Origin of the sequence: Sphingopyxis sp. BSN-002, from assembly GCF_022024275.1 — a bacterium.
Taxonomy (GTDB): domain Bacteria; phylum Pseudomonadota; class Alphaproteobacteria; order Sphingomonadales; family Sphingomonadaceae; genus Sphingopyxis.
This window is the reverse complement of record NZ_CP091804.1, coordinates 3,343,715-3,360,622: the sequence shown is the minus strand read 5'-3', so window position 1 is coordinate 3,360,622 and position 16,908 is coordinate 3,343,715. Positions and strand designations below refer to the sequence as shown.

The 16,908-nt window shown below is 63.4% G+C and carries 17 protein-coding genes and 1 other RNA gene; 11 read left to right on the top strand and 7 right to left on the bottom strand.

All coding sequences use genetic code 11. The annotated features are described in order from the left end of the window. The first annotated feature begins 85 nt into the window (after positions 1–85). Entirely contained in the window at positions 86–508 is a 423-nt protein-coding gene (locus L7H23_RS16575) for a helix-turn-helix domain-containing protein (RefSeq protein ID WP_237836969.1), read from the top strand. A 48-nt stretch (positions 509–556) separates the two neighbouring features. Here the strand turns inward: L7H23_RS16575 and ssrA are convergent. Together ssrA and mscL are read right to left on the bottom strand one after the other, a co-directional pair. Then, positions 557–912: a transfer-messenger RNA gene (gene ssrA, locus L7H23_RS16570) on the bottom strand. A 37-nt stretch (positions 913–949) separates the two neighbouring features. After that, entirely contained in the window at positions 950–1,366 is a 417-nt protein-coding gene (mscL, locus tag L7H23_RS16565) for a large conductance mechanosensitive channel protein MscL (protein WP_237836968.1), read from the bottom strand. A 118-nt stretch (positions 1,367–1,484) separates the two neighbouring features. Here mscL and L7H23_RS16560 point away from each other — a divergent pair, with 118 nt between their 5' ends. From L7H23_RS16560 to L7H23_RS16540, 5 genes are read left to right on the top strand one after another with little or no spacing between them, the layout of a single operon-like run. Next, on the top strand, positions 1,485–2,087 hold the full coding sequence (locus L7H23_RS16560) for a LemA family protein (protein ID WP_237836967.1): 603 nt from the start codon (positions 1,485–1,487) through the stop codon (positions 2,085–2,087). Position 2,088: 1 nt separating this feature from the next. Next, positions 2,089–2,616, top strand: coding sequence for a TPM domain-containing protein (locus L7H23_RS16555; protein WP_237836966.1), 528 nt, complete (start codon positions 2,089–2,091; stop codon positions 2,614–2,616). After that, positions 2,613–3,443, top strand: a complete 831-nt coding sequence (locus L7H23_RS16550) for a TPM domain-containing protein (protein WP_237836965.1) — start codon at positions 2,613–2,615, stop codon at positions 3,441–3,443. The genes L7H23_RS16555 and L7H23_RS16550 overlap by 4 nt, the downstream gene beginning before the upstream one ends. Positions 3,444–3,455: 12 nt before the next feature. After that, a complete protein-coding gene (locus L7H23_RS16545; RefSeq protein ID WP_237836964.1) occupies positions 3,456–4,136 on the top strand; it encodes a hypothetical protein in 681 nt (226 codons plus the stop codon). A gap of 11 nt (positions 4,137–4,147) precedes the next feature. After that, positions 4,148–4,690 carry an NUDIX hydrolase gene (locus L7H23_RS16540; protein ID WP_237836963.1) on the top strand — a complete coding sequence of 181 codons (543 nt, stop codon included), beginning with the start codon at positions 4,148–4,150 and terminating at the stop codon, positions 4,688–4,690. Here L7H23_RS16540 and L7H23_RS16535 read toward each other — a convergent pair. The 5 genes from L7H23_RS16535 to carA form a co-directional block, all read right to left on the bottom strand. Continuing rightward, positions 4,687–5,322: a rhomboid family intramembrane serine protease gene (locus tag L7H23_RS16535; RefSeq protein ID WP_237836962.1), complete on the bottom strand. Its 636-nt coding sequence runs from the start codon at positions 5,320–5,322 to the stop codon at positions 4,687–4,689. The two genes, L7H23_RS16540 and L7H23_RS16535, sit on opposite strands and share 4 nt — an antisense overlap. A 16-nt stretch (positions 5,323–5,338) precedes the next feature. Next, positions 5,339–5,815 (bottom strand): transcription elongation factor GreA, encoded by a 477-nt coding sequence (gene greA / locus L7H23_RS16530; RefSeq protein ID WP_237836961.1) that lies wholly within the window; start codon positions 5,813–5,815, stop codon positions 5,339–5,341. A 97-nt stretch (positions 5,816–5,912) separates the two neighbouring features. Next, complete coding sequence (carB, locus tag L7H23_RS16525) at positions 5,913–9,233, bottom strand: carbamoyl-phosphate synthase large subunit (protein ID WP_237836960.1); 3,321 nt, start codon at positions 9,231–9,233, stop codon at positions 5,913–5,915. Next, positions 9,233–9,775 (bottom strand): hypothetical protein, encoded by a 543-nt coding sequence (locus tag L7H23_RS16520; protein ID WP_237836959.1) that lies wholly within the window; start codon positions 9,773–9,775, stop codon positions 9,233–9,235. Before L7H23_RS16520 ends, carB begins: the two co-directional genes overlap by 1 nt. Further along, positions 9,772–10,956, bottom strand: coding sequence for a glutamine-hydrolyzing carbamoyl-phosphate synthase small subunit (carA, locus tag L7H23_RS16515; protein ID WP_237836958.1), 1,185 nt, complete (start codon positions 10,954–10,956; stop codon positions 9,772–9,774). The genes L7H23_RS16520 and carA overlap by 4 nt, the downstream gene beginning before the upstream one ends. A gap of 131 nt (positions 10,957–11,087) precedes the next feature. On the opposite strand from carA, the gene L7H23_RS16510 reads away from it, so the two are divergent. From L7H23_RS16510 to L7H23_RS16490, 5 genes are all read left to right on the top strand, one after another. Continuing rightward, on the top strand, positions 11,088–11,540 hold the full coding sequence (locus L7H23_RS16510; RefSeq protein WP_237836957.1) for a GatB/YqeY domain-containing protein: 453 nt from the start codon (positions 11,088–11,090) through the stop codon (positions 11,538–11,540). Positions 11,541–11,661: 121 nt separating this feature from the next. Next, positions 11,662–12,075 carry a GIY-YIG nuclease family protein gene (locus L7H23_RS16505; protein WP_237836956.1) on the top strand — a complete coding sequence of 138 codons (414 nt, stop codon included), beginning with the start codon at positions 11,662–11,664 and terminating at the stop codon, positions 12,073–12,075. Beyond that, entirely contained in the window at positions 12,076–13,953 is a 1,878-nt protein-coding gene (gene dnaG, locus L7H23_RS16500; protein WP_237836955.1) for a DNA primase, read from the top strand. It abuts the gene before it with no gap. A gap of 49 nt (positions 13,954–14,002) precedes the next feature. Then, on the top strand, positions 14,003–16,018 hold the full coding sequence (gene rpoD / locus L7H23_RS16495) for an RNA polymerase sigma factor RpoD (RefSeq protein ID WP_237836954.1): 2,016 nt from the start codon (positions 14,003–14,005) through the stop codon (positions 16,016–16,018). Positions 16,019–16,418: 400 nt separating this feature from the next. Further along, entirely contained in the window at positions 16,419–16,718 is a 300-nt protein-coding gene (locus tag L7H23_RS16490) for a PspC domain-containing protein (protein ID WP_237836953.1), read from the top strand. Positions 16,719–16,908: the final 190 nt, after the last annotated feature.

Genomic DNA, 16,908 nt, shown 5'->3' with positions numbered 1-16,908 from the left:
CTCTTTCGATGTTCAAGATTGCTGTTGCGGATGTAGGCGTTTATGACGATCTTCATAAGTACGTACAATTTGGACATGTACTATCATGAATGTATCTATTGCAGAAAATGAAGGAAAATCGCGCGCAGTCCGACGCCGGGCCGGGCGGACGGGATGCAGCGTCGAGGCCACGCTTTCGGTCATCGGTGGCGTCTGGAAGCCCGTGCTGCTGTTTCACCTGCTCGGCGGCAAGCTCCGGTTCAATGCGATCTGCCGGCTGACGCCGAACGCGACGCAGCGCATGATCACCCTGCAGCTTCGCGAGCTGGAGGCGGACGGGATCGTCGAGCGGACGGTCTTTCCCGAAGTGCCGCCGCGCGTCGAATATGCGCTGACGCCGCTCGGCCGGACGCTCAAGCCGGTGCTGCTCAGCATGCGATCGTGGGGCGCCGATTTTCAGGCAGGCCTCGACGGTGAACGCCCGACGACAGCCGCCACTCCCTGTGCCGAAGCGAACGTCCCGACGTAAAAAGGGAAAGGTGGGACGATTCTGTTGCCCGGCTCGTCCCCAGCCGCTGGTATCCGATTCTGTTGCCCGGTTCGGTCCGAACCGCGTTCTATTTGTCTAACCTTAGGCCGTGAGGCTTATCGGTTAGGCAGCAAGAGCGAGTGCTTCGTTATCGTTAGCACTTATAGGTTTGAGCCTTGAACGGGTTACTCAGCCCGGAAGAAAACATCGTCTTTGAACACACGTCGATCCTGGTTCGGCCCCGTCAGAAGCCCGCGATCCCCTCGGGAGCGCGCGGGTTTGTGGTGGAGCCGCCGGGTACTGCCCCCGGGTCCGCTGTGTCTATTCCACGACACCATTTATCCTCATAGCCGGCCGAAACCGGCATGACCCATATAGGAAACCCGCCCGCGCTTTGGAAGGGCGCAGGCGGGTCATTCGTCCCGAATTGGGCTGGGGGCCCTATTTCTTCCGCAATTCGTCCCGGATTTCGGTGAGCAGGTCGACTTCGCTCGGACCGGCTGGCGCGTCGGGTCCACGGCGGAGAACCTTGTTCACCCATTTGACCAGCAGGAAGATGATGAAGGCGAGAATCAGGAAGTTGATGACCGCGGTGATGAAAGCGCCATAGCCGATCATCGCGACGCCCGCCTTTTTCAGCGCGGCATAATCGGTCGCGCCGATGCCGTCGGGGATGCTGCCGAGCAGGATGAACTTGCTCGAAAAATCGACTCCGCCGAAAAGCCAGCCGACCAGCGGCATGATCAGGTCGGCAGTCAGCGACGTCGTGATCGTCGCGAAGGCGCCGCCGATGATGACACCGACCGCGAGGTCCATGACATTGCCCTTGGCGATAAATTCCCTGAATTCGCTCAACATGTTGCTGCTCCCCGGATCGTGGATCTTGCGCGCCGACCGTGCCGCGACGATTGCACAAAGGCAAGCGCGATCCTATTATGTGTGTTGTTGCGGCAAAACGCCGCGCGAGGGAGCATTGATGACCATGACCTATCGTTCCGCCCGCTGGCTGATTGTCCCGGTTGCCGCACTGTCGCTGTCCGCCTGCGGCATCAACAGCGTTCCCACCAAGGAAGAGGCCGCGAAGGCCAAATGGGCCAACGTCGAAGCCGCCTACCAGCGCCGCGCCGACCTGATCCCCAACCTCGTCGAAACCGCGAAGGGCGCGGCAGGAATTGAGAAATCGACGCTGGAAAGCGTCGTGCAGGCGCGTGCATCGGCGACGCAGGTGAAACTGTCGACCGACGACCTCAACGACCCCGCAAAGGTCGAAGCCTTCCGTCAGGCGCAGGGTCAGGTGTCGAACTCGCTCGGCCGGCTGCTCGTGACGATGGAGGCCTATCCCGACCTCAAGAGCCAGGGACGTTTTGCCGACCTGCAGACGCAGCTGGAGGGAACCGAGAACCGTATCACGACCGCCATCAACGATTATAACGGCGCGGTTCAGGACTATAATACGACGATCCGTACCTTCCCCGATATCATTGGCGCCAAGATCGTCCATGGCGCGCAGCCGATGACGCCGTACAAGGCCATCAGCCCGAACGCGGACACAGCACCGAAAGTGAATTTCGGTCAATAAGATGCGCCGCGCCGTCCTTGCCGTGCCGCTTGCGACCCTGTTGGTCGCGGGCGGCTGCAAGGAAGCGCCCGCGTCGTCGGCACCGACCCCGGCGATCGCGGGCTGCGCGGGCGTCCCCGACATGGCGCTGCAAGGCCGTGTCACGGACGCTGCAGGCATTCTTCCGGCGGCCGAAGAAGCTCGCCTGTCGGATCGGCTCGCACGATATGAGCAACGGACGACGCATCAGATGGTCATCGCTACCGCACCGACCCTCAATAACCTCGACGTTGCCACGGTCGGCGACTGCCTCGGCAATCGTTGGGGCATCGGCGACAAGGATCGCAACGACGGAATCCTGATACTCGTCGCGCCCAACCAACGGCGGGCCCGTATTTCGACCGGGAGCGGGCTTGAATCGATGCTCACCGACGAGGAAGCAAAGGCCGCGATCGACCAGATGACACCGCATTTCAGATCGAACGACTTCGCGGGAGGCCTGTCGGCTGCCGTCGAGGCCATCGCTGCCCAGACCGGAGATACGCAATGAAGTCCATCCTGCTCGGCTGGGCGCTGGGCCTCTCGCTGTTCGCCGCGCCTGCCTCTGCTCAAACCTTTCCCAAGCTGACCGGCCGCGTCGTCGATCAGGCGGACATCATTCCCGCTGCCGAGGAAGCCAATCTCAATATCCAGCTCGAGCAGCTTGAAAAGACGACCGGGCATCAGCTGGCGGTCGCGACGGTCAACGACCTCGAAGGCTATGACGTCAGCGAATATGGCTACAAGCTGGGACGTGCGTGGGGGATCGGCCGCAAGGACAGCAATGACGGGGTGGTCTTCCTGATCGCGCCGAACGAGCGGCGGATGCACATCGCCGTGGGCTATGGCCTCGAACCCGTGCTGACCGACGCGCTGTCGGGCCGGATCATCCGCGACGTCGTGACGCCGAAGTTCAAGGCGGGTGACATGCCCGGCGGCATCCAGGACGGCGTCAATGCGATCGCGCAGCAGATCCAGCTGCCGCCCGAAGAAGCCGCCGCACGCGCCGCGGCTGCGGACAAGGCCGAGCGCGATCGCGCCGATGACGGCGATATCGGCGGCCTGGTCTTCATCGGCTTCATCGTCTTTTTCTTCTTCATCCTGCCGATGATCTCGGCCTTCGGACGGCGTGGCAAGAAGCATCGCCGCAACCGGCCGTGGGGCGGCGGTCCGATCATCATCTGGGGCGACGACGACTGGGGCGGAGGCAGCGGCGGATCTTCGTGGGGCGGCGGCTCCTCGTGGGGCGGTGGCGGCGGATCGAGCTGGGGTGGCGGCGGCGGCTTTTCGGGCGGCGGCGGCAGCTTCGGTGGCGGCGGCGCATCGGGCGGCTGGTAAGGGGAACAGGCCATGAAAGTCAGTCACGTCAGCGCCGCCGATCACGATATCGTTACTGCCGCGGTCGCCGCGGCCGAAACGCATACGAGCGGCGAGATCGTCACCGTCATCGCGGCACAGTCGAACGATTATGACGACGTCGCGCTCGTGTGGGCGAGCGTGATCGCCTTCCTTGCGATGTCGATCGTCGCTCTTTTCCCCGATTTCTATCAGGGCCTCTACTATCGCCTGAGCGGTGGCTGGGGCCACGAACTCACGTCCAACCAATGGCTTGGAACGGTGATCGCGATCGGGGTGCTCAAGTGGATCGGCGTGTGGCTGATCCTGCTCTGGCGCCCGCTGCGCCTGTGGCTGACCCCGCGCGCGATCCTTGCGGGGCGTGTCCGCGCCCGCGCTGTCGATCTGTTCAAGGTCGGGACCGAGGCAAAGACGCTCGGTCGCACGGGCGTTCTGCTCTACGTCAGCCTGCGCGAACACCGCGCCGACATCGTCGCCGACGAAGCCATCGCGTCGAAAGTCGCGCCCGAAGTCTGGGGCGACGCGATGGCGTCGCTGATCGAGCTTGTCCGCAAGGGCAAGCCCGGCGAAGGCATGGCCGAAGCGGTGCGCCAGATGGGCGTCGTCCTCGCCGAACATTTCCCGCGCGGCAGCGAGAACCCGAACGAACTGCCCGACCGTCTGATCGAACTCTAGAAGGAAACGCCATGAGCCGCCCCTCCTCCGACACGCCCATCGAAACGCGATGGGAAGGCCGGTTCATCACGGTGAAGCAGCAAGGCACGTGGGAATATGTCTCGCGCTCGCGCGGGATGCATGCCGCGGTGATCCTCGCGATCGATGAAGCGGCCGACGGGCGGCATGTGATCCTCGTCGAACAGTATCGCGTGCCGTTGAAGGTCCGGTGCATCGAACTGCCGGCGGGGCTCGTCGGTGACGAGGTCGCGGGAGAGGCGGCCGAGGTGGCGGCGCAGCGCGAGCTGGAGGAAGAAACCGGCTATCGGGCCGTAAACTGGCGCAATGTCGGCGAATTCTACAGCTCGCCGGGCATGGTCAGCGAAAGCTTCACGTTACTCGTCGCAACCGGCCTCACCAAGGTCGGCGACGGCGGCGGCGTCGAGGGTGAGGACATTGTCGTCCACCGCGTTCCGCTGAACGGGATCGAGGATTTCGTCACGGCAAAGCGCGCCGAAGGATGCGGCATCGACGTCCGGGTCGCGACGCTGCTGGTAAGCGGGCTGCTGGCCTAGCGGGCGCCGAAGCGCCAGCGAAGCAGGGGGCGGGCAAGCAGGAGGCCTGCAAGAAACCCTCCCACATGCGCCCAGATCGCGATGGCGCCGAGCTCGCCGCCGCCCGCGAAACCGATCGCGAGCTGCAACCCGATCCACGCCGCGGCGAGCCAGAGCGCTCGCACCCAGTGCGCCGGGATCGGCCCGATCGCAGAGGTCTGCGTGCGGCTGAAGATCAGCGCGAAAACCGCGAGCAACGCCGAAATGGCACCGCTCGCACCGATCATCGGGACCGTCGATTGCGGATCGGCCAATCCTTGTGCCAGCGCGCCGGCATAGGCTCCGACGAGCAGCAGGACCGCCATCGCCTTGCCACCCAGCGGCGCCTCGAGCTGGCGGCCGATGAACAGCAACATGACCATATTGAAGATCAGGTGCAGCCAGCCACCGTGCAGGAAGGTCGCGGTCAGCGGCGTCAGCAGGAACGGCACCATCGTGCCCGGGGGCGCGATGACCTCCGCGCCGAACCGCGCGGGAATGAAGCCCGCGCGGATGATCGCGTCATACTGGAAGCCGGTGATCGTCAGCAGCAGAAAGATGATGACGCAGGCGAGCGCATAACCCGTGATGACCGGGGCTTCCTGCGGCTTCATGCGATCTGCCCCGGCGTCAGACGAATTCGATCTTGGTGACGAGATAATATTTGTCGCCCGACGGCACGGTCACTTCGACCTCGTCGTCGACGCGGCGTCCGATCAGCGCGCGGCCGAGCGGCGAGTTATAGCTGATCTTGCCGTCCTTGGCGTCTGCCTCGGCCTGACCGACGATCTGATACTTCACCGGCTTGTCGTCCTCGTCGGCGAGGGTGACGGTCGCGCCGAAGACGATGCGGTCGCCCGACAGCGTCGTCGGGTCGATGATCTGCGCGCGCGACAGGCGGTCTTCGAGGTCGCCGATCGAGGCTTCGACCTGACCCTGACGCTCCTTCGCGGCGTGATATTCGGCATTTTCCGAAAGGTCGCCATGCGCACGCGCTTCCTCGATCGCATCGACGATCAGAGGGCGCTCGGCCTTGAGAGTCGCGAGCTGGGTGCTCAGCTTCTCATAGCCTTCCTGCAGCATCGGTACCTTTTCAACGCTTGCCATTATCCTGTTGTCCTTCGTCAATAATCCTGCCTCGGCGGTTTAGCGCCGAGCGGCTGAGCCGCTGTGTCCATCAATGTCGGGAGGTGGAGCGGTATCCTCAATAATAGTCCTGAAGCGGCTTTACTTCAAGACTATGCGCGCGCAGCGCCCCGATCGCGTGGGTCGCGGCATCGCTTCCCGCGGCGGTCGTGTAATAGGCGATGTCGGCGGCGAGCGCCGAGGCGCGGATCGATTGCGAGTCCTGCAACGACTGCCAGCCCTCGGTCGTGTTGAAGATCAACTGCACATCGCCGTCCTTGATCCGGTCGACGATATGCGGGCGGCCCTCGGCGACCTTGTTGACGCGCTCGACCTCGATCCCCTGCTCGGCCAGATAGTCGGCGGTCCCGCCGGTCGCGACGACCTTCCAGCCCCAGGCGCGAAGCTGCTTCACCGAACCCACGATGCGCGGCTTGTCGCTGTTCTTGACCGACACGAACAGGCGTCCGTCGGTCGGCAACCGGTCGCCCGCGCCGAGCTGTGCCTTCGCGAAGGCGAGATTAAAATCGCGATCGATTCCCATGACTTCGCCGGTGGACTTCATCTCGGGAGACAGGACCGGATCGGTACCGGGGAAGCGCGCGAAGGGGAAAACCGCTTCCTTCACCGCGACATGCGCGATGTCGCGATTGATCTTCGGCAGGTCGGCGAGCTTCTCGCCGGCCATCACGCGCGCCGCGATCTTGGCGATCGGCGAGCCGACGGCCTTCGCGACGAAGGGCACGGTGCGGCTCGCGCGCGGATTGACCTCGATCAGATAGACCTCGTCGCCCTTGACCGCGAACTGGATGTTCATGAGGCCGCGAACGCCCAGCGCCCGCGCCAGCGCATCGGCCTGTCGTTCGATCTCTGTAACGATCTCGGCCGAGAGGCTGTACGGCGGGATCGAGCAGGCGCTGTCGCCCGAATGGACCCCCGCTTCCTCGATATGCTGGAGCACGCCCGCGACGACGACGTCGGTCCCGTCGCAGAGCGCATCGACATCGACCTCGATCGCATCGCGCAGATAGCGGTCGATCAGCACCGGCGAGTCGCCCGACACCTGCACCGCGGTCTCGATATAATTTTCGAGCTGCGCCTGATCGTCGACGATCTCCATCGCACGGCCGCCGAGCACATAGCTCGGGCGCGTGAGCACCGGATAACCGATACGCGCCGCGACCGCGACGGCCTCTTCGCGGCTGCGCGCGATACCGTTCTCGGGCTGTTTCAGGCCAAGCTTGTTGACGAGCGCGGCGAAGCGCTCGCGGTCTTCGGCAAGGTCGATCGCGTCGGGCGAGGTGCCGAGGATCGGGATCCCCGCCTCCGCCAGCGCCTGCGCCAGCTTCAGCGGCGTCTGCCCACCGAACTGGACGATCACGCCGACGAGTTCGCCCTTCGACATTTCGACATGCAGGATTTCAAGCACATCCTCGGCGGTCAACGGCTCGAAATAGAGGCGGTCCGACGTGTCATAGTCGGTCGATACCGTCTCGGGGTTGCAGTTGACCATGATCGTTTCATAACCCGCCTCTTCGAGCGCGAAGCAGGCGTGGCAGCAGCAATAGTCGAACTCGATCCCCTGCCCGATCCGGTTCGGACCGCCACCGAGGATGACGATCTTCCGGCGGTCGCTCGGGTTCGCTTCATTCTCGGGCTCGCCGAAGGTCGGGGCTTCATAGGTCGAATAGAGATAGGGCGTCTGCGCCTGAAATTCGGCGGCGCAGGTGTCGATCATCTTGAACACCGGCCGCACGCCGAGCTTGTGGCGCAGCGCGCGCACTTCGGCTTCGGTCACGCCGCCGGTCATCGCCTTGACGGCTTCGTGGATCAGGCCCGACCCGCGCGCGGTCGCGCGGCGGGTGCCGGGGTGGAGGTTCGCCGACTGGAGCGCCAGATAGGCGAGCCGCTTGTCGGAGAAGCCCATGGCCTTGAGCTTGCGCAGCCCCTCGGCGTCGCGCGGCAGGCCGTTCGCCATGACTTCATTTTCGGCCTCGACGATCTCGAAGATGCGTTCGAGAAACCACATGTCGTAACCCGCGATGCGGTTGATCTCGGCAAGCGGCAGCCCCTCGCGGATCGCCTGCGCGGTGTTGAGCAGGCGGTCAGGCGTGCGCTTTGCCAGCTCGCTCTTGAGCTGCTCGTGGCTCGCGCCGACGAGGCGGTCGACGAAGTTGAAGCCCGAAAGTCCGGTCTCCAGCCCGCGCAGCGCTTTCTGCAACGACTCATGGATCGTCCGCCCGATCGCCATCACCTCGCCGACCGATTTCATCGCGGTCGACAGCGTCGCCTCGGCGCCCTTGAACTTCTCGAAGGCAAACCGGGGGATCTTGGTGACGACATAGTCGATCGTCGGTTCGAACGAGGCCGGGGTGACGCCGGTGATGTCGTTCATGATCTCGTCGAGCGTGTAGCCGACCGCCAGCTTCGCCGCGACCTTGGCGATCGGGAAGCCCGTCGCCTTCGACGCGAGCGCGGAACTGCGCGACACGCGCGGGTTCATCTCGATCACGATCAGGCGGCCGTCCTTCGGATTGACCGCGAACTGGACGTTCGACCCGCCGGTTTCGACACCGATTTCACGCAGCACCGCGATGCTCGCGTTGCGCATGATCTGATATTCCTTGTCGGTCAGCGTCAGCGCCGGCGCGACGGTGATGCTGTCACCCGTATGCACGCCCATCGGATCGACATTCTCGATCGAGCAGATGATGATGCAATTGTCCTTGCGGTCGCGCACCACCTCCATCTCGAACTCCTTCCAGCCGAGGAGCGATTCCTCGATCAGGACTTCGGTGGTGGGCGAGGCGATCAGGCCGCCGCGGACGATATGCTCGAATTCCTCGCGGTTGTACGCGATGCCGCCACCGGTGCCGCCGAGCGTGAATGACGGGCGGATGATCGACGGCAGGCCGGTGCGTTCGAGCACCTTCAGCGCCTCGTCGAGCGTATGCGCGACGCCCGAGCGCGCGCTTTCGAGCCCGATCTTGTCCATCGCATCGCGGAACTTCTGCCGGTCCTCGGCCTTGTCGATCGCCTCGGCATCGGCACCGATCATCTCGACGCCGTACTTGGCGAGCGTCCCGTCCTGCGCGAGCGCGAGAGCGGTGTTGAGCGCGGTCTGTCCGCCCATCGTCGGCAGCACCGCGTCGGGGCGCTCCTTCGCGATGATCTTCGCGACGATCTCGGGCGTGATAGGCTCGACATAAGTGGCGTCGGCGAGGTCGGGATCGGTCATGATCGTCGCCGGGTTGGAGTTGACGAGGACGATACGATAGCCCTCCTCCTTCAGCGCCTTGATCGCCTGCGTCCCCGAATAGTCGAACTCGCACGCCTGACCGATAACGATCGGGCCGGCGCCGATGACGAGGATGGATTGGATGTCGGTTCTTTTGGGCATTATTTTGCTGTCTCTAAACTCTTGAAGAGGGTTGTGTCCGGCTCGCCGCGTAGTGGGTTTCCAAGGCCAGCGGAAAACGCCCCGTAAAGGCCCGACTTCACGCATTTGACCGTCGACAAATTATCTGAAGCCTGAGGGACGATTACGGTTTCGTAGTGCCAGCCATAATTGACATGGATATGCGAATCTGTGCAGGATTTTACTGCCTCCAGAAGCAAATCCGGATCACCGAAGGCTTTCCGGCGAAGCTTTGCGAACAGCTTGATTGGCGGCTTACCTTCGCCTCGAATGGCGCCCGGAAAGCCCTGAACCCCGTCGCCTTGCACAAACATCAGGGTCTTTGCGTATTGTTTCCGCAACTCGCATATCTCGCCCCTTGCGTTTGAAACGCATTTATCGAGAAAGAACGCTCTGCCTTTAAGAACCGTCCAATTGCCGCCTGAATAGGTTACGTCACGCCAAGGATTTCCATAGCCGCTTAACGCCGCATAGGAATAGATGGCGAGCGCGCCGATCAGAAATGAGAGCAGCAGGGCCTTCATCCAAGACCCTGCACAAACTTCTCGAACAGGTAGAAGCTGTCCTGCGGCCCCGGGCTTGCCTCGGGGTGATATTGCACGCTGAACGCCTGCTTGCCCGTCACCTCGATGCCGCAGTTCGATCCGTCGAACAGGCTCTTGTGCGTTTCGACCACGCCCTTGGGCAAGGTCGCCGCGTCGACCGCGAAGCCGTGGTTCATGCTGGTGATCTCGACCACGCCGTCTTCCGCGCGCTGCACCGGATGGTTCGCGCCGCGGTGGCCCTGATGCATCTTCACCGTCTTCGCGCCCGCCGCGATGCCGAGCATCTGGTGACCGAGGCAGATGCCGAAGATCGGCACATTGCGCTCGAGCAGCCCCTTGATCACCGGCACCGCATATTCGCCCGTCGCCGCGGGGTCGCCCGGGCCGTTCGACAGGAACACGCCCGCTGGGCGCAGCGCCATGATCTCGTCGAGGCTGGTCTTGGCGGGTACCACCGTGACGCGTGCGCCGGCCTTCACCAGATTGCGGAAGATATTGTCCTTCGCGCCATAATCGACCGCGACGACATGCGGCGCGGGATCGCCCGCGCGCTTGTGGTCCGACCCTTCATAGCCCGATCCCAGATGCCACACGCCCGCGTCCCAGCTTCCCTGCCGCTCGCGCGTCACGGTCTTGGCCAGGTCCATGCCCTCCAGCCCCGGCCAGCCCTGCGCCAGCATCAGCAGCTTATCGAGGTCGAACTTGCCCTCGGGGCTGTGCGCCACGACGCCGGTCGGCGCGCCGCCGTCGCGGATACGGCGCGTCAGCGCGCGCGTGTCGATGCCCGCGAGGCCGATCAGGCCCTGGCTCGCCATCCAGTCGGGCAGCGTCTGGACGCTGCGAAAACTGCTCGGGTGCGTCGGTAGTTCGCGCGTGATGCATCCGATCGCAGCGCGCTTTTCGCGCTCCATATCCTCGGGGTTCGCGCCGACATTGCCGATATGCGGAAAGGTGAAGGTGATGATCTGCCCGGCATAGCTCGGGTCGGTCAGGATTTCCTGATAGCCGGTCATCGACGTGTTGAAACAGATCTCGCCGACGCCCGCACCGCTGGCGCCGTATCCTATGCCCCAAAGGACGGTTCCGTCGGCAAGAACGAGGACGCCGGTGGCCCCTTGCGGTTGCTTTTCAGGCGCGACTGATGGGTTGGCTGGTGCCATTTAAACTGCTCCGGACGGGGGGCTAAACGGCCGACCAAGTAGGAGCCAAAAAAGTGATTCACAAGCTATCGGATTCGAAAACTTGCCGCTAGAGAGGGCCTTTCCGAAATTTGCAGCGCATGGGGACACGCATGATTCGTGACGACATCAAGGCTGCGCAGGTTGCTGCCATGAAGAGCGGCGACAAGGCGCGTCTGGGCACCATCCGGCTGATGCTGGCCAAGATCAAGGACAAGGACATCGAACTGCGCACCGGCACCGCGCCGGCCGACGACGATGTGCTCGTCACCGACGTGCTGCAGAAGATGGTGAAGCAGCGCCGCGAGTCGATCACCATGTACGAACAGGGCGGCCGCCAGGAACTTGCCGACATCGAAGCGGCCGAGGTCGTCGTGATCGAGGATTTCCTGCCCGCGCAGCTTTCCGACGACGACGCGATGGCGGCGATCAAGGCGATCGTGGTCGAGCTGGGCGCCGAAAGCCTGAAGGATATGGGCAAGGTGATGGCCGCGGTGAAGGACCGGCTCGGCTCGCAACTCGACATGAGCAAGGCGAGCGGCTGGGTTAAGGCGGCGCTGAGCTGATCAGCCGGGAAGAGCCAGCCTGAAAATCCGTTCGTGTCGAGCGAAGTCGAGACACCCATCGGGACAGTGCAGGTTTGAGGGCATCTCGACTTCGCTCGATGCGAACGGGTAGAGGGGTAGGATGGCGTTCTGGACCTACATCCTGCTTTGCAACGATGGGCTCTATTACACGGGCCATACCGATAATCTCGAATATCGGATCGGCCAGCACCAATCGGGTCTTATCAAGGGTTTTACATCGTCTCGTTTGCCAGTCCGCTTAATGTGGTCGCAGGACTTCGCCAGTCGCTTCGAAGCCTTAGATGCCGAAATGCGAATCAAGAAATGGTCTCAAGCTAAGAAAGAGGCATTGATCCGCGGTGATTGGAAAATGGTGAGCCATTTCGCCAGGCCCCCACATGAACGTTCCCCCTCTCCGCTCGCGTCGGGCGAAGTCGAGACGCCTATCGAGGCGGTTTCTCGTCCGATGGGTGTCTCGACTTCGCTCGACACGAACGGGATTGAAATGACAACCCGCCAAAGGGAGGGGAGCTAAATGACGCTCACCCCGCAATGGCTGGACGAACTCAGATCGCGGATCACGCTGTCGACGCTCATCGGGCGGACGGTGAAGGTCACGCGCGCGGGGCGCGAGTATAAGGCCTGCTGCCCCTTCCATAACGAAAAGACGCCCAGCTTTACGATCAACGACGAAAAGGGCTTCTACCACTGCTTCGGTTGCAGCGCCCACGGCGACGCCATCCGCTGGATGACCGACCAGCGTGGCCTGTCGTTCATGGACGCCGTCAAGGAACTCGCCGCCGAAGCCGGAATGGAAGTCCCCGCCGCCGACCCGCGCGCCGCGAAAAAGGCCGAGGAGCAGGCGAGCCTCCGCGATGTCACCCAGGGCGCCGCCGACTGGTTCACCCAGCAGCTCGACAGCAGCAACGGCGCGCCCGCGCGCGAATATCTGAAGAAGCGCGGCATTTCGGACGCCACGCGCAAGGCCTTCGGCTTCGGCCTCGCGCCCGAGAGCCGGAGCGCGCTGAAAGAAGCGCTCAAGAAATTCCCGACCGCGATGCTCGTCGAATCGGGGATGCTGATCGCGGTCGACGACAAGGACCCTTACGACCGCTTCCGTGGCCGCCTGATGATCCCGATCCGCGACGCTCGCGGGCGCGTGATCGCGTTCGGCGGACGCATCCTCGGCGACGGCGAGCCCAAATATCTGAACTCGCCCGACACCCCGCTCTTCGACAAGGGCCGTACGCTCTTCAACCTCGACAAGGCGAGCCCGGCGTCGCGGCAGACGAACCGGATCATCGTCGTCGAAGGCTATATGGATGTGATCGCGCTCGCCGAGGCGGGGATCGCCGATGCGGTCGCGCCGCTCGGTACCGCGCTCACCGAGAACCAGCTCGGCATGATCTGGCGGATGGTGCCGGTGCCCGTGCTCTGCTTCGACGGCGACAATGCCGGACAGAAAGCGGCGATGCGCGCAGCGATGCGCGCGCTCCCCCTGCTCCGCCCCGGCTTCAGCCTCGCCTTCGCAACGCTGCCCGCCGGACAGGACCCCGACGACATCGTCCGCGCGCGCGGCGCGACCGGCTTCGTCGAAATCCTTGAGGACGCCCAACCGCTCGTCGAGCGCCTCTGGGCACACGAGGTCGCAGCGGGACCGCTCGCAACGCCCGAGGAACGCGCCGCACTCAAGACGCGCCTTCTCGCGCACGCCGACGCCATTCAGGACGCCGACGTGCGCCACCATTATCGCGAGGCGTTCCGCGAAAAGCTCGACGCGCTCTTCGCGCGCAAGCAGCCCGAACGCGGCCCGCGCGTGCCCTGGGCACCACAGCCGCAGCGCGGCGGCCGCCGCTTCCAGCCCGACCCGCGCCTTCAGCCACCCGCCGACGAAACGCGCGCACTGGGACAAGCCGGCATCGGCGGCCCTTATGCAGCCGCGCTGCTTGGCGGCCTGCTCCGCTATCCCGAGGCGATCCGGCGCCACGAGGACGAGCTTTTCCGCCTCGCGATCCCCGATTCCGGCGACGCCGAACTGCTCGGCGTAATGCTTGACAGCGCAAATGCCCAAGAAGGGCTTGATTGCGAGGGGTTGCTTGCCATATTGGAGCCCATGAAAGTGTATAATAGGGCGATGACATTGCTCAGAGCCGACGGAATGCACTTCTCATTCAATCGAAGGCTCGAAGGCGAAGAGGCTGATGCAGCACGTGAAATCGCGCTGCGCGACCTCGACGAATATATCGGCGTGCTGGTCACCCAGCCCGAAATCCGCGCAAGGCTGGCAGAAGCCACCGCGGAGTTTCAGCGCACGATGGACGACGAAGGCCTCGCGCGTCAGCAAAAGCTGCGTGCGATGGATGAGGACCTGACCCGCCGCCTGGCCGCGCTGTCCGACAGCACGAACCAGTAAAGACCGACCCGTTTATGCCCCCCGGCTGGGCAATGACCAGGAAGAATTAATGGCCACGAAGAACACCGAAGCCGATACCGACGCTCCGCTGATCGACCTCAACGAGGCCGACGTCAAAAAGCTGATCGCGCGCGGCAAGAAGCGCGGATACCTGACCTACGACGAGCTCAACGAAGCGCTGCCGCAGGACGAGATGTCGTCGGAGCAGATCGAGGACATCATGTCGGCGATCAGCGACATGGGCATCAACATCGTCGAAAGCGACGAGGACGTCCAGGAAGAGGCCGAGCAGGAACAGGACGACGAAGTCGATGTTTCGGCGGGCACCGGATCGGTTTCGAACCCCGCGATCGAGAAGAAGAAGGAAACGGTCGATCGCACCGACGATCCCGTTCGCATGTATCTGCGCGAAATGGGCGCGGTCGAGCTGCTCAGCCGCGAGGGCGAAATCGCGATCGCGAAGCGCATCGAGGCGGGCCGCGACACGATGATCCTCGGGCTGTGCGAAAGCCCGCTGACCTTCAACGCGATCATCGAATGGTCGAACGCGCTGAACAACGGCGACATGCAGCTGCGCGAGATCGTCGATCTCGAAGCGATGCTGTCGAAAGACCCGGCGCCTGAAAACCTCGACGAGGAAGGCGCCGAGGACGACGGCGAGATCAGCGAGAAGAATGCCGGCGTCTCGTTCAAGGACGAGGACGAGGTCGAGGAAGAGCCCTCGGCCGACGAGGACGACGAGGACGGCGAAGGCTCGTCGGGCAAGCGCGAAACCTTCGAGGAGGACGAAGAAGACAACACCCTCAGCCTCGCCGCGATGGAAGAGCTGCTGAAGCCCGATGCGCTCGAAAAGTTCGCGAACATCACCAAGAGCTTCAAGGCATTCCAGAAGCTGCAGGAAGCGCGCCTCGAATCGCTGTCGGGCGGCGAGGAATTCCCCTCGGCGTCGGAGAAGAAATATCACAAGCTGCGCGAGGAGCTCACCGCGCAGGTCGAGAGCGTGCAGTTCCACGGCACCAAGATCGAATATCTCGTCGACCAGCTCTACAGCTACAACCGTCGCCTGACCGCCCTCGGCGGCCAGATGCTGCGCCTCGCCGAGCGCCACAAGGTGCCGCGCAAGGCCTTCCTCGACAATTATGTCGGGCGCGAACTGGAAGAGAATTGGCTCGAGGACGTCGGCTCGATCGACAAGAAATGGGCCGCCTTCGCAGAGAATGAAGCCGGCGCCGTCGACCGCATCCGCATCGAAATCAGCGAAATCGCGCAAGCCGCGGGCATGAGCCTGACCGAATTCCGCCGCGTCGTGAACATGGTCCAGAAGGGCGAGCGCGAAGCGCGCATCGCCAAGAAGGAAATGGTCGAGGCCAACCTGCGTCTCGTGATCTCGATCGCCAAGAAATATACGAACCGCGGCCTGCAGTTCCTCGACCTCATTCAGGAAGGCAATATCGGCCTGATGAAGGCGGTCGACAAGTTCGAGTATCGCCGCGGCTACAAGTTCAGCACCTATGCGACCTGGTGGATCCGGCAGGCGATCACCCGCTCGATCGCCGATCAGGCGCGCACGATCCGCATCCCGGTCCATATGATCGAGACGATCAACAAGCTGGTCCGCTGCAGCCGCCAGTTCCTCCACGAAAGCGGCCGCGAGCCGACACCCGAGGAAATGGCCGAGCGTCTGTCGATGCCGCTCGAAAAGGTCCGCAAGGTGATGAAGATCGCCAAGGAGCCGATCTCCCTCGAAACGCCGATCGGCGACGAGGAAGACAGCCACCTCGGCGATTTCATCGAGGACAAGAATGCCGTCATCCCGGTCGATGCCGCGGTGCAGTCGAACCTCAAGGAAACGGTTACGCGAGTATTGGCGTCGCTTACTCCTCGTGAGGAGCGTGTTCTCCGCATGCGCTTCGGCATCGGCATGAACACCGACCATACCCTCGAGGAAGTCGGCCAGCAGTTCAGCGTGACCCGCGAACGCATCCGCCAGATCGAGGCGAAGGCGCTCCGCAAGCTGAAGCACCCGAGCCGCAGCCGCAAGATGCGCAGCTTCCTCGACCAGTAAGCGATACGCCGGCCGTCCGGCCAACGAACGTCCAACCACTGGACCGCTCGCCCCGTCCGCACCCGTGCGGGCGGGGCGCTTTCGTATCGGTTGGGAGCATCCGATTGTGCGCCGCACAAAAAATTTCGTGCCCCTACTTCAAATCTTCATACTTCCGAACCAGATAGCCATCCGGCGGAGGGATTTGGGGCGCGATTTTCAGCAACCGTTCATCCAGAACCGCTAAATGGCAATCCATCCCACATAGTGGGAATATAGAACATAGTCCGAGGAGGGCAGCCGCTCCGGCTGATCCGAAAAATCCCGGAAAAGTGAGAGAATGTACGAATTGGCACGCGCGTTGCTTAGCAGTGGGCATGACGCGGCGCTCCCCGCCGCGGCCAAAGGGAAAGACAAGAAGATGCAGACCGAAACCACCAATCTCTTCCGCCGCCGCGATACCTTCTTCGGCATCTGCGAGGCCGTCGGCCAGGATTTCGGCTTCAATCCGCTGTATCTGCGTCTCGCGTTCATCGCGCCGCTCTTCTTCTTCCCGGTGCAGACCTTCGCGGCCTATTTCGCGCTCGGCTTCATCGTTCTCGCCTCGCGCCTGCTCTTCCCGAACAAGGCAGCGGCGGCGGCCGGACAGCACGCCCTGACGGTGGCCGAACCGGCCGCGGCGAAGGAAGAGAAGACCGAGGAATTCGCTCTCGCAGCTTGACGGGAAACGGGCCGGGCACTTTCCCTCTCGTCGCCCCGCTCGTTCCCTCCGGATGGCGCTCCCCGGCGCCGCAACCAAGGACCGGCAAGCCCTCCGTGCTTGCCGGTCTTTTTGCGTCATGATTTCCCCGCTGTCTCTATCCGGCACAGCTTCCGCCGAATTCGCCGGGGTCCATATAAACGCGACGTTT